We start from the raw sequence: 13097 nt of genomic DNA, 5'->3' as shown, positions 1-13097 counted from the left end.
TCGGGATTCCCGGTCGGCCTAGCGCCCGAACAGGCGCCGCGCGTTCCCCGAGCGCAGCTTCGCCTTTTCTTCGTCGTCCAGGTCCAGCCGCTCCAGCGCGTCCAGGGTCCGGTCCAGGCCGATCTGCGGATAGTCCGACCCGACCAGCACGCGGTCGATGCCGACGTTGCGCAGCGTCCATACGAACTCCGCCTCGACCGGCGAATCGGCCGCCAGCAGCACCGTGGCGGAAAGGTCGAACCAGACGTTGTCCAGCGCGAAGCCGTCGGCGGTGCGGGCCAGCGCCAGCAGGTTCCAGTAGCGGAAGTTCAGGCCGCCGATGTGCGCGAAGATGAAGGTCGTGCCCGGCACCTGTGCCGCCAGGTTGAACAACCGCTCGTTGTCGCCCGGCACGATACCCGCGTTGTCCAGCAGCACGCGCAGCCCCAGCTCGCCCGCGCGCCGCACCACCGGCAGCACGCGCGGATCGTCCAGATCGAAACCCTGGGTGTGCGGATGCAGCTTCAGCAGCCGCGCGCCGCGCGCCGCCACCCGCGCCAGTTCGTCCAGCGCCGCCGGTCCGTCGTAGGGATGCACGGTCACCACGGGCAGCACGTCGCGATGCTCCGACGCGAGGTCGAGGACGCCGTCATTGCCGGCGCGTATCGCCGCCGGGTCGCCCGCACGCGCCTGGTTCGGTCCGCCGAACCACATCGCGGCCAGGCCATCGAGCGGCCTCCCGGCGGCGGCCGCCTCGTCGCGGTAGCGCTGAAGCGAGGCCTCGCCGTCGCGCAGGTGCACATGGACGTCGAACACCGGTTCACCGGCGCAGGCGATCCCTGGCGCCAGCATGCAGGCCCCCATCCACAGGGCATGGGCGCGAAGATTCATGGCTGCTCCCGTCCGGGCGCCGTGCGGCGGCGCGATGCGGGCAGACTAGCCGCGCGTCGCCGCCGCCTCAATTCCGTTCCAGGTAACCGCCGGCATGACGGCGGCAGTCCGGATCAGCCGCTGGCCGCCATCACCCGCCGGGTATGCGGATCGGTCGGGAACCAGAGCTCGGTGCGCAGCGATGCCGGGGAGATGCTGTGTGGAAGACCGAACACGGTCTGCACCAGCAGGAAAGACAGCGGCCCCCAGGCGGTGTCCATGACCACGCGAAGATACGGATCGCCCGCGGAACGGGGCCGTTCGGCGCAGTCGTCGCCGTAGCGCCGCAGCAGCGATTCCTCCAGGGCATCGACCCGCGGCCCCAGCGACGGCCGCGCCAGCTGCTCGGAGCGGAGCTGGCGCAGCAGCGCAAACCCCACTTCCGGCGCGTTGCGCACGCAGCTGAGCATGCCGCCCGGATGCGTCAGCGCGGCGATCATGTCCATCTGCGACAGCGGGCCGGACATCGACGCCAGGAAGTCGGCCATGCCGACCCGGCAAAGCCACTGCCCACCCTCGGTCATCGCGACGATCATCCAGTCGGCGTTGAACACGATGCCCGGATGCGGTTCGTGCGCGACCAGCATCTCCGACAGCGCCTTGAAGCCCGGCGTTTCGCGCACGTGCCCGGCACCGAACTCGCGGAAGGCGGGCGCGAAGCCGGCGCTGAGCAGCGCCGCGTTGCGGTCTTCCGTGGATGCGCCCGTCTCGCGCGCCCAGCGCAGCACCAGATCGCGGCTGGGCTTGGCGCGGCCGCGCTCGACGAAGCTCAGGTGGCGCTGCGAAATGCCGAGACGGAACGCCAGCTCCATCTGCGATACCCCGAGCGTTGTCCGCATCGTCCGCAGGTGTGAGGGAAGCCCGGCGGGGCTGGTCTTGTCGTTCATGTCGGATCACCCGCGGCCTTCGGACGCCGGCACTGGGCACGATTCTACCCATCGGGCGCGGGCAGGCGGGCGTCAAGACTCGATGCGGCGCACTGCGCCGCCAATTACCCACGAGGTAGTTGTTCGCGCGGGCCCCCGGCTGCTGCCATGGCCACGAACAACGGAGACCGCCGATGGATGGACGAACGACACCGGGTGCAGGGTTGCTCGGACTGATGCTGACCGGATTTCTGCCGCTCGGCCTGGCGCACGCCGCGCCAGGCCCCTGCGGCTCGCCCGACGAAACCATCTCGCGGCACCTGGCCGCGATCCAGGCGCGGGACCTGCCGGGCATCGAAGCCACCGTCACGCGCGGCGCGGCGCTGGTGCTCATCCTTCCCGACGGCGTGCGGACCGACACCCGCGAAGCCTACCTGCGTTTCCACCGCGCGTTCTTCCGCGACCGGTCGTGGCGCATGCGCTTCGAGGAAGTGTCGCGAATCTCGACCCCGTCGATGACCCTGGTGGCACTGAAGTCCAGCTTCCGGGCGACGCCGTCCTCGGCACCGCGCTCGTCCTGGCTTTCGATGGGCTTCGGCTGCGAAGCGGGGCAATGGCGACTGGTGTTCGACCAGAACACGCGCCTGCCGGAGGAGGCGGCCGACTGAGCGGCGGACAGCGCCGCGCGTCCGGTGCGATGCCGTTCGCATACGCATGGGTGCCGTTGGCCCCCGCGAGCGACCAGCCCCGGAGCCCATGCGACACTGGCGGCGTCCTTCCGCCGTCCCTGCCCATGAACGCCGCCCCGGCTCCCGCTCCATCGCCCGGCCTCTCCCTGCCGCTCTGGGCCTGGGTGGCGATGGCGTGGCTGGCCAACGCGGTGTTCCGCGCCACCCAGTACTGGGGCCCGCCCGACCAGGACCGCGGCGTGATGCTGCGCCTGGCGCAGGAAACCGCCAGCGCACTGGTCTGGATCGGCATCACGCTGTTCCTGGTCTGGCTGGCCGAACGCCTGCACCGCCGACAGGCTTCGCTGCTGCGCTGGGTCCTGGTGCACTGCGCGGTGGTGACCGCGGTGGTGCTGGGCCGTGCGCTGTTCGTCTGGGCCACCGACCCGGTGCTGGGCTGGTATCCGTCGCCGCCGTCGGTGCGCCTGCTGCTGATGACCAGCGCCGCCTACAACTCGGTCACCACCTGGCTGCTGGTGGGCGTGGCGCAGGCGATCGTGCAGTCGCGGCGGGTGCGTGCCGATGCCAGCCGAATCGCCGAGCTCGAGACCAAACTCGCGCTGGCGCGGCTCGAAGCCCTGCGCGCGCGCCTGGATCCGCACTTCCTGTTCAACGCGCTCAACTCGGTGGCCGAAATGGTGCACCGCGACCCGGACGTGGCCGACCGCATGCTGGTCTCGCTGGCCGAACTGCTGCGCGTGAGCCTGCGCCCCGACATGCCGCAGCAGCGCCCGCTGCGCGACGAGGTCGCTCTGGTCGAACACTACCTGCAGATCGAGAAGATCCGCCTCGGCGAACGCCTGCAGGTCGGCTGGGCGATCGACCCGTCCTGCCTGCCCGTGCCGGTGCCGACCCTGATCCTGCAGCCGCTGGTGGAGAACGCGATCGTGCACGCCATCGCGCGCCGCCGCGAACCGGGCCGGCTGGACCTGCGGGCGCGGCTGCACGCCGATGAACTGCAGATCGAGATCGAGAACACCGCCGGACCCGATGGCCCGGCTGCGCCCGGTTCCGGCACCGGCCTGGGCGCCACGCGCGAACGGCTGCAGATGCTGCACGGCGACCAGGCGCGATTGCGGCAGGTTCAGCAGGACGGCCTGTACCGTGTCGAGCTCGCGCTGCCGCTGCCCGAGGGCCACGCCAGGCCCGCGCCGCGCACACCGGAGACGGCGGCATGAAGCCGCTGCAGGTCGCCATCGTCGACGACGAGCCGCTGGCGCGCGCGCGCCTGCAGCGCCTGCTCGCCCAGGTCGCCGGCGATTCGGTGGTGGTCGCGCTGGACTGCGCCAACGTCGACGAACTGCTGGCCGCCGCGCCGCTGGGGCCGCTGGACGTTCTCTTCCTCGACATCCGGATGCCCGGCGGCGACGGTTTTTCGGCGCTGGAGCGCTGGCCGGCGCCGCGTCCGCGCGTGGTCTTCGTCACCGGCTACCAGGAGCACGCGGCGCGCGCCTTCGACGTGCACGCGGTCGACTATCTGCTCAAGCCGGTGTCGGCCGACCGCCTTCGCGAGACGATCGACCGCCTGCGCCAGTCCCTCGCCGGCGCGGATGCGGCGGGCGCACCGATGCCGCGCCCCTCCGACACGCTGCCGCTGCCGGTCGGGCGCCGCATCCAGCTGGTGCCCGTGGACCAGATCGACACCGTCGAGGCGCAGGGCAACTATCTGGAAATCCGCGCCGCCGAACGCTGCTACGTCGTCCGGCGCACCCTGGCCTCGTTCGAGGCCGAGCTCGACCCCGCACGATTCATGCGCCTGCACCGCTCGCTGATCGTGCGCATCGGCGCCATCCGCGAGATCCGTCCCGTGGGTTCGGGGCGCTTCCGCATCGAACTGCATGGCGGCGGCCGCGTGCAGAGCGGTCGCAACTTCCGCGACCGGGTGCTGGCCCTGGTCGGGCGTCAGAAGTCGCCCTCGTAACGCGGCGCCGGCACGCGGCATTCGAGGCCACGGCGCGCGCGGCGGCGCGGCCGCATCGGCGCATGGATGGACGCCGCCCTGCCCCGTTGCGGGGCGCCGCATGTCCACTCCGGCCGCCGGATTCCGATGGAAGTGATTGCGCCCGGCCGCGCCCGGCGGCGCATTCCCCCCCATCGAAAAAGGCTACCCACATGTTCAAGCGCATTTCGCTCCTTGCCGCCTGCTGCCTGCTCAGCGCGCCCGCCCTGGCCGCCGGCGACGACTGGACCGGCTGGTACCTCGGCGCCCACGCCGGCCACGGCAGCGGCAGCTCCGACGCGCGCGTCAGCCTCGGCGGCCAATGGAGCATCGAATCGCAGGCCCTGCGCGACCACGTCACCGGCAACTGGTCCAACGACCTCGACCCGAGCGGCAGCGCCTACGGCCTGCAGTTCGGCTACAACCACCAGTTCGGCAACGGCTTCGTGCTGGGCGCCGAACTCGACTACAACCAGCTCAACATCGACGACGCGCGTGCCACCGGCTCGGTGCCGGTGCCGGCGATCCCGTCCCTGGCCTACGACTTCGGCAACCGCATCGAGCTCGAGGACCAGGCCTCGCTGCGCGCCCGCTTCGGCTACGCCAGCGGCCGGCACCTGTTCTTCGTCACCGGCGGCTGGACCCAGGTGGACGCCGAAGCGGTGGCCACGGTCGCCAGCAACGGCGGCTACCTCAAGGCGGGGCGCCGTTCCGACACGCTCGACGGCAGCGTCTGGGGCGCGGGCTACGAATACGACTTCGGCAACCGCTGGTCGCTGCGCGCCGAATACCTGGCCACCGACCTGGACGAGCTGCGCTTCGACACCGCCTACCTGCCCGGAAGCACCTTCGTCTCGCCGGCCTATACCGAGTCGTTCCGCCAGGACGTGGACTTCGACACCTTCCGCGTCGGCCTCAGCTACCGCTTCTGAGCAAAAAAAAGCCGCCGCGGGTGAACGCGGCGGCCAGGGGACAAGCGGTGGAGCGGGCGGCGCTGGGGCCGCCCGCGTTTCTCAGAACGACTGCGTGTAGCGCACGTAGGGCACGCGACCGTAGCCGTCGTAGAGGTTGAAGTCGTAACCGCGGCCGGTCGGGTCCAGCGGGTCCAGCACCGGATCCTTGTCGGCGATGTTGTTCACGCCCACCACGAAGATGCCGTTCCAGGGCGCGTTCCAGCTGATCTGCAGGTCGTGGGTGGTCCACGACGGCAGGGTCAGCGAAAGCGCCGGATCCGGCGTCGCGCGCAGCGCATTGCGCGAACCGGTGGAATCGATGTGGTTGATGTTCCAGGCGAAGCTGAAGTCGCCGACGCTGTAGATGTTCTGCAGCGAGGCGCGGAACTCCGGCGTGCGCTCGATGCCGACCAGGTTGTCGCCGCCGTTGAAGCTGTACTCCTTCACCCAGCTGACCTGCAGCTGGTTGCGCAGCGTGCCGGCATTGCCCAGCTCGAAGTTGGTGCGCACGTTCAGGTCGTAACCCGAGGTCTCCAGGTCGCCCTGGTTGGCGAAGCCGCGCTGCACGTACAGGATCAGGCCGGTGGCCGGGTCGCGGGCCAGGCCCAGGCCCAGCTGCGGATTCGGCACCGCCTGGCTCACCGGCAGGCCGGTGCTGGTGGTGGTCGGCAGGGTGCTCAGGCCCGGAGGGCAGCCGCCCAGGGTCGGGTCGTCGAGGCAGGCGATGATCGTGTCGGTGCTGATGGCGGCGATCAGGTTGTCGATCTCGATGCGGTAGTAGTCCAGGCTCAGGTTCAGCCACTCGGTCGCATCCCAGGCCACGCCGAGGCTGAGCTGCTTGGAGGTTTCCGATTCCAGGCTCGGGTTGGCGATCGTCCATGCGGTGACCTGCGGCGTCACGGTGTCGCCGGTGACCGGGTCGGTGCACTGCGAGGTCAGGCCGAAGGCCACGCAGGTCTGCGGGTCGGTGACGAAGTCGGCGCTCGACGAGGGCTGGGCGCTGAGGATGGGAATCGGCGGCGCCGCGAAGCCCTCGCCGTAGGAGCCGCGGATGGTCAGGCTGTCCAGCGGCTGCCAACGGAAGGCAACCTTGGGCGAGAAGTCGGCGCCGTAGTCGCTGTATTTGTCGTAGCGGCCCGCCAGGGTCGCTTCGAAGCTGCTCCAGATCGGGAACAGGGCCTCGAAGTAAGCGGCGCGGATCTTGCGGCCGCCGGCGGCGGAATTGCCGGCCGAGCCGCCGATCACACCCGCCTCCGACAGCGAGTCGTACTGGTCGTAGTAGTCCTCGCTGCGGTACTCGGCGCCGACGGCGATGCTGGAGGTGCCGCCGGGCAGCTCGAACATGTCCATGCTGGCGACCGCGAAGATCTCCTCGTTCAGCGTCGCCGACTCGCGACCGATGGTGGCCTTCATCGCGTTGAGCGTGGTGGCGGAGTTGCCGCTGGGGTTGAAGATGTCGTAGGTGCCGTCGGCGATGTACTGCTCGGCGATCGGAATGACGACGTAGTTGCGGCCGGTGGTGAAGGCCTTGAATTCGTTGCGGCGCATGCCGACGTCGAGGTCCACCACGCCCATGCGGCCCTGCAGGCCCAGCAGCAGGTCGTAGGCGTTGGAATCGACGGTGTCGTCGCGGGTGCCGAGCGAGGCGAAGCGATGGCGCACGAACAGGTCCTGGCCGAACGGGTTGTTGGGCGAGGCCGCCGGTACGAAGGCTTCCGCCAGGCTGGGCGCGTAGCGGCCGAACGAGAACACCCGGTTCACCGAGGTGTTCATGTACATCGTCCAGTTGTCGCTGATGTCGTAGCTGCCGCGGGCGAAGAAGCCGTCCTGGCGGATCTCGGCCTCGTCGGCCGCGACCAGGCCGAAGTCGTAGAAGCAGCGGTTGCCGACCACGCTGAAGGCCGGCTCGGCGCAGCCGCCGGGCACCACCGAGGTGCCTGCGGTCGGGCCAGACGGCGCGGTGAAGAACGTGCCGTCGGGGTTGGTGAAGTTGTTGGAGTAGGTCGAGGCGCCGGTGCGCGACCATTCGCGATCGCGCGCGAACACGATGCCGCGGTTGCTGAAGGACGCGCCGGCCAGCAGGCTGCCGCGCTCGCCCGAGATGCCGAAGATGACCGAGCCTTCTTCGGTCTCGCCGCCGTCACGCTTGGGATTGGAGGAGCCGACGCTGAGCTGCACGCCGTTGAAGTCCTTGCGGGTGATGACATTGATCACGCCAGCGATCGCGTCGGAACCGTAGATGGCCGAAGCGCCGTCGGACAGGATCTCGATGCGCTCGACCGCCGCCAGCGGGATCGAGTTCAGGTCCTGGCCCGAGCCCGTCGCCGGGCTCACCGGCGCGCGCCGGCCGTCGATCAGCACCAGGGTGCGGCTGGCGCCGAGGCCGCGCAGGCTCACCTGCGCCGCAGCCTGGGCCGCGCTGCCCGACTGCGGGCGGAACGAGCCGAAGCTGTTGAAAGTGGTGTCGCGCAGGTACTCGGAGACCGAGATGTCGCCGCTGACGTCGAGCTGCTGGCGGGTGATGACGGTGACCGGCAGCGCGCCCTCGATGTCGGCGCGCTTGATGCGCGAGCCGGTGACCTCGATCTGGTCGAGCGTGGTCGTTTCCTCCGCGTCCGCTTCCTGGGCGGACACCAGCCCCGGTGCGGCCAGGCCGGCGAAGGCCGTGGGCAGCAGCGCGAGACGAATGGCGTCCCGCAGTTTGGAATGGGTCATTTCAGTTCTCCGATGGTTTCGTTATGCGTGCGTTAAAGCACGCAACGACGGTAGGTCTTGCCGCCCGGCTTTTCTTTGCCGTTCCTGTCCGTTGGCGCACCGTGGCTGCCGGCACACTCAGGCGTGCGCGAACTGCGGCGCCGCGGCCCGGAACTCCTTGGCGGAGCGGCCGAAGCTGCGCCGGAACGCGCGCGCGAACGAGCTCTGGTTCTCGAATCCGCAGGCCTCGGCGATCTCGCTCACCGAGTACGGCGTCGCCGCCAGCAGCGAGCGGGCGCGGTCGAGCCGCACCCGGCAGGCGTAGCTCTGCGGGCTGTCGCCGTAGACGCGGTGGAAGGTCTTGGTGAAGTACCAGGGCGAGAAATTGGTCAGCGCGGCGAGTTCGGGGATGTGCACCACGCGGTCGGCGTGGCCCTCGACGTACAGGCGTGCCCGCTGCAGCCGCGCCAGCACCTGGCATTTGCGCAGGTAGCTGCGGCCCGGGCAGCTGTCGGCCCTCGGCAGCAGGGCGCGCTGGCAGGCGGCCAGGCGCTCGATCAGCGCATTGAGCGAAGGCTCGCGCATCCAGAAGTGGGTCATCGGCGCGTCCTGCGCCCGCAGCGCCTGGCGTACCAGCCGGTAGGTGAGGCGGTCGAGCGGGCCGCTGCCGGGCATCAGGGCCGCGGCGGCCAGACCGGCGGGATTGCGCAGCGCGGCGCCGTTGAGCGTGATCGCTACCGCGATGCCGCCCGGACCCATGCGCAGCGTGGGCGCGGAGTCGCGATCAAGCACGAGCCAGCGGCGCGCCCCGAGTTCGAACCTCCCTTCGAGCGAGCGCACCTCGGCCCGACCGGCCAGCACCAGGAAGATGGCGGCGGTGCCCGCGGCCACCTGCAGCCCCGATGCCGGCTCGACCAGGGCGATGTCGCACAGGGCCAGGCGCGGGGTCGGCGACTCGCCCAGCTGGCCGGCGCGGCCGAAACGGATGTGATGTTCCTGAAGCCACATGGCACGCTCCTTCGGTGGGGGAGCGGCCAGTGCACCGGGGCGGCCGGTTCGGGTAAGGAAATTTGGCCGAAGCTTTCCGGAATCTTTTCCGAATTCCTGCCGAGACCGCCGTTTCGTCGGCGGCCGCCTTTCAGATCAGCGACTTGGCTCCAGCGGCAGCAGGCCGATGTCGTGGCCGGCATCGGTGCTCTGGCCCAGCAGCAGATGGTCTTCGTCGCGGCCGATGGCCATCAGGAAGGACAGACCGTTGGCGTCGAGCGGCACGTAACGGTGCATCGGCGGCTTCCCGTCCGGCGCCGGCACCGTCCCCAGGTCGACCGGCATCGCCTCCATCTGCGTGGCGTTGCGGATCACCAGCACCCACAGCCGGTCGCCCCGCAGGTCCCAGCCCCGGTAGCCCAGGGCGGTCGGTAGTTCCGGCACGACCGTCACCAGCTCGCCGGACAGGTCCGGCGCCAGGGCGAACAGGCCGTTGCGCTGGGTGTCGGTGACCAGCACCCGGTTGCGGCGCGGGTCGGCGCGCGCGAAACCGATCTGGTCGCGGCTGTGCGCGAAGGTCCAGGGCGCGTCCGGACCACGGCGCGTGTACAGGCTCAGGCGATCGCGGGCGTCGCCGTCGCGGCTGCCCACCAGCAGGCGGTCGGGCCCGAGGTAGCTGCCGTAGTCGGGCTCGGGATCGTGGCTCAGGACCAGTCGGTGGCTGCGCCGCGAACTGCGCTCGATCTCGTGCAGCCCGGCCCCGCCGCGACCCTCGCCGGCAACCACCAGGTGACTGCCGTCCGGCGACCAGCCGGGCGGGAACCGGTCGGCCGGCACCAGGCCGTCCACCTGCTGCGGTTCGCCGAAGGCGCCGGTCTGCGGGTCGCGCGTCGCCAGCCAGACGGCGTCGCGGCCCGAGCGGTCGGAATAGAAGGCGAGCTGACGCCCTTCGGCGTCGCTGGCCGCGGCCCATTCGTTGCCGCTGGAGGCCAGTTGCACGGTTTCCGGCCCTTCGGGATGCGCCAGGTCGAACTCGGCGAGGTTCCGGCGCACGCGCGGGATCTCGTAGGCGACGACGCCGGCGCGCGCGGCGACGTCCGGGAAGGCCGCGGGCGCGACGCCGAGCCGGGTGACGGTGCGGGTGTCGAGCTCGAGCCGGTAAAGGCCCGGCTGCGAACCGTCGGCGCTGGCGAAGATCAGGGCGCGGCCGTCGGGCGTCCAGTCCAGGCCCCAGATCTCGCGGTTGATGCGGGTCAGGCGCTCGGGCGTGCCGCCGGCCATCGGCACCCGCCACAGGTCGGCCGGGCCCAGGCCGCGCCGGAAGGCGATCCACTGGCCGTCGGGGGAGACGCGAGGTTCGATGTCCATCTGCCTGCCGTCGACGACGTAGTCGAGCGGGCGCCATTCGCCGGTATCCAGCGGCAGCACGAACAGGTTGCCGGGCACCTTGGCCACGCGCAGCCCGCCCGTGATCAGGCCGCTGCCGTCTGGCAGCCAGTCGTGGAAGAGGATGACGTTGAGCGAGCAGCGGCCGACGCGCCGCGGTTCGCCGCCGGAGGCCGGCATCACCATCGTCCGGCATTCCTTGGCGTCGCGGCGCTGGAAAGCGATCTGGCGGCCGTCGGGCGACCAGACCGGCACCGCGTCGAACTCCTCGGGGCCGGGCGTGGTGAGGGCCTTGGGCTCGACATACATCGCCGACTGCACGTACAGCCGGCTCCGGTTGCTGTCGGTCGGCGCACGCGCGTAGACGACCTGCGAACCGTCCGGCGACAGCCGCGGCATGACTTCGGAATCGGGACTGGCGGCGATGACCGTGCTTTCGGCCGCCGGCGCGGCGGCGGCGGCGTGCGGCGCGGCGCGCCCGTCCGGCGGCGGCGGCGACGGCCAGCGCCACCCGACAAACGCCGCGGCCGCCGCCAGCGCGGCGACCAGTGCCGCGATCCGCGCGGTCCGCCGGCGCGCCGGCGCGGGGGACGCGGGCAGGCCGGCGGCGGCCGCAGCGGTCGCCGCGGCGGGCGGTTCCGGCAGCCACTCCACCGGCGCCAGCAGCCGGTAGCCGGACTTGGCGATGGTCTCGACATAGCGCGGCGCGTCGGCGCTGTCGGCGAAGGCGCGGCGCAGCGCGGTGATCGCCTGGGTCAGCACGTCGCCGGTGGGAAAGGTGTTGGGCCAGACGCGGTCCATCAGCTCCTCGCGCGTCACCACCTGGCCCGGCTGCAGCGCCAGCGCCACCAGCACGCCCTGGGTCTTCACCGTCATCTTGTGGGTGTCGCCGCCGTCGGCGCGGCGCAGTTCGCGCGCCGGCAGGTCGGCGACGAAGTCGCCCACCCGCAGGCGCGGGCTGGGCGGTTCGGGAGTGTTCGGATGCGGGGCGCGCATGGGGGGTCGGACCTCAGGCCTGGACCGATTCTGGGGGACGGCGCGCGCGCGCCACAAGGCAGGCGCGGATTTGACCAGACTCGGCACAACCGCACCGCGCGCGCGGCACGGCAGAGGGCCGCGGCGCGGCGCTCAGCGCGGGTTTGCGGCGGGTGCCGGCGGCGCGTCCGCGCCCGGCGCCTCCACGGTGTAACCGCGCTGCTGCAGCAGGGCCAGGTAACCCTCGGGGCCGACGACCTGGGCCATGGACAGCACCGCGAAACTTTCCGCGTGCGTGGCCAGCGCCTTCTCGGCGTCGGCCAGCCACGCCGCCTGCACGCGCGCCGGCAGCTCCGCGAAACCGCGCGACTGCCCCAGGCCGCTCTGCAGCAGCGCATCGGTGCAGGCCTTGGCGTTGTCGGTGTAGGTCAGCGCCTGCAGCTGGGCGATGTCGCCCAGGGCCCAGGCGTTGGCGCGCAGGGCGAGCGTGTCGAGGTCGTTCTCGACCTGGTCGAGGGTGCGGCGGAAACATTCCAGGTCGTCCAGCGGCCGGCCGGCGAATTCCTTCACCGCGGCCTTGGCGTCTTCGACCTCGAGCGTCAGCCGGGTGCGCTGCACCGGCACGTCGGCGCGTTTGGCCGCGCGATTGACCACCTCGCGCACGGGATTGCCCTGGCCCAGGTCGTGGGCGTCCAGCGCCTTGTCGCGCAGGTCCATCGCGGCGAGGATCGGCCGGCGTTTTTCGACGCCACGGTCGCGGCCCAGGTAGGTCGCCTTGAGCCGCGTCCAGCGCGCGTAGTCGGCCGGCGGCAGCACGTCCACCAGCTTCTCCTTGCCCGGGTTGTTGCGCGCCGACATCAGCGAGGGAAGCAGGAAGAGGCCGCCGAGCGCCGCGCCCTTGGCCTTGATGTCCACCGTCGGCGGCAGCAGCACGACGCCGGCGCCGGCGATTCGGCGTTCGACCTCGAGCGAATTCCATTCCATGCGCTTGGGCAGCGGCCACACGGTGCCCATCACCCACATCACCCGGCCGTCGCGCGACACCTTCCACAGGCCGGGACCGGGCTGCACGCCGCTGACCACGACCACGTCCATCAACCGCAGGCCGTCGATCTCCTCCGGCAGCTGCTCCTCGGCCGGCAGCGCTTCGGCCGGCGCGGCGGCGGCCAGGGATGCGGCGGACAGCAGGACCAGCGGCAGCAGCAGGCGGCGGAGTGCGGACATGCGGTTCCTTCGGGCGGCCCGGCGGCGCCGGGGTCGGGCCGATTCTAGGTCGCGTCAGTCCGGCGTCATGTCCCCATCGACATAGAACCACTGCTGCCGTTCATGTACGAAGCGGCTGGTTTCGTGCAGCCGGCCGGCGCGTCCGCCGCCCTGGCGATGGCGCGCGACGAATTCGACCACCGCGGTGCCGCCGGCGGGAACGTGGCGCCTCACCTCCAGCCCGAGCCAGCGCAGCGGCGGATCGCTGTGCAGGTCGAGCCCGTCGGGACGCGTGGACGGATGCCAGGTGGCGAGCAGGTAGTCGGCCAGGCCCAGCGCATAGGCGCTGTAGCGCGAACGCATCAGGGCTTCGGCATCCGGTGCCGGCGCGCCGGCGTGCAGCGGGCCGCAGCAGTGCGCGTAGGCGCCGCGGCCGCAGGGGCAGTGCATGCGGCGC

General features: G+C 71.4%; 11 protein-coding genes. 4 read left to right on the top strand and 7 right to left on the bottom strand.

All coding sequences use genetic code 11. The features are described from left to right. Window positions 1-18: 18 nt before the first annotated feature. On the bottom strand, window positions 19-870 hold the full coding sequence (locus E1B00_RS14990; protein WP_220396306.1) for an amidohydrolase family protein: 852 nt from the start codon (window positions 868-870) through the stop codon (window positions 19-21). A gap of 113 nt (window positions 871-983) precedes the next feature. Next, on the bottom strand, window positions 984-1796 hold the full coding sequence (locus tag E1B00_RS14985) for a helix-turn-helix domain-containing protein (RefSeq protein ID WP_139450290.1): 813 nt from the start codon (window positions 1794-1796) through the stop codon (window positions 984-986). A 215-nt stretch (window positions 1797-2011) separates the two neighbouring features. Here E1B00_RS14985 and E1B00_RS14980 point away from each other — a divergent pair, with 215 nt between their 5' ends. The 4 genes from E1B00_RS14980 to E1B00_RS14965 all read left to right on the top strand — a co-directional run bounded on the left by E1B00_RS14980 (window position 2012) and on the right by E1B00_RS14965 (window position 5374). Then, window positions 2012-2443, top strand: coding sequence for a YybH family protein (locus tag E1B00_RS14980; protein WP_139450288.1), 432 nt, complete (start codon window positions 2012-2014; stop codon window positions 2441-2443). 125 nt (window positions 2444-2568) lie between these two features. Next, window positions 2569-3681: a sensor histidine kinase gene (locus E1B00_RS14975; protein WP_139450286.1), complete on the top strand. Its 1113-nt coding sequence runs from the start codon at window positions 2569-2571 to the stop codon at window positions 3679-3681. Then, the gene (locus E1B00_RS14970) at window positions 3678-4424 is read left to right on the top strand and encodes a LytR/AlgR family response regulator transcription factor (protein WP_139450284.1); all 747 of its coding nucleotides are present in this window, start codon (window positions 3678-3680) and stop codon (window positions 4422-4424) included. The genes E1B00_RS14975 and E1B00_RS14970 overlap by 4 nt, the downstream gene beginning before the upstream one ends. A gap of 191 nt (window positions 4425-4615) precedes the next feature. Further along, entirely contained in the window at window positions 4616-5374 is a 759-nt protein-coding gene (locus E1B00_RS14965; protein WP_176693288.1) for an outer membrane protein, read from the top strand. An 81-nt stretch (window positions 5375-5455) separates the two neighbouring features. Here the strand turns inward: E1B00_RS14965 and E1B00_RS14960 are convergent, their stop codons facing one another. The 5 genes from E1B00_RS14960 to E1B00_RS14940 form a co-directional block, all read right to left on the bottom strand. Next, the gene (locus tag E1B00_RS14960) at window positions 5456-8110 is read right to left on the bottom strand and encodes a TonB-dependent receptor plug domain-containing protein (protein WP_139450281.1); all 2655 of its coding nucleotides are present in this window, start codon (window positions 8108-8110) and stop codon (window positions 5456-5458) included. A 117-nt stretch (window positions 8111-8227) separates the two neighbouring features. Next, window positions 8228-9097 (bottom strand): AraC family transcriptional regulator, encoded by an 870-nt coding sequence (locus E1B00_RS14955; protein WP_139450279.1) that lies wholly within the window; start codon window positions 9095-9097, stop codon window positions 8228-8230. 135 nt (window positions 9098-9232) lie between these two features. Beyond that, a complete protein-coding gene (locus E1B00_RS14950) occupies window positions 9233-11458 on the bottom strand; it encodes a winged helix-turn-helix domain-containing protein (protein ID WP_139450277.1) in 2226 nt (741 codons plus the stop codon). Between the two features lie 132 nt (window positions 11459-11590). Beyond that, window positions 11591-12661, bottom strand: a complete 1071-nt coding sequence (locus tag E1B00_RS14945; RefSeq protein WP_139450276.1) for a TraB/GumN family protein — start codon at window positions 12659-12661, stop codon at window positions 11591-11593. A gap of 54 nt (window positions 12662-12715) precedes the next feature. Beyond that, complete coding sequence (locus E1B00_RS14940) at window positions 12716-13090, bottom strand: YchJ family protein (protein ID WP_139450274.1); 375 nt, start codon at window positions 13088-13090, stop codon at window positions 12716-12718. Between the last annotated feature and the right edge of the window lie 7 nt (window positions 13091-13097).

Origin of the sequence: Arenimonas terrae (assembly GCF_006265115.1) — a bacterium.
Lineage (GTDB): Bacteria > Pseudomonadota > Gammaproteobacteria > Xanthomonadales > Xanthomonadaceae > Arenimonas > Arenimonas terrae.
Note: the sequence above shows the minus strand (reverse complement) of the source record. Positions and strands in the feature narration are given on the sequence as shown.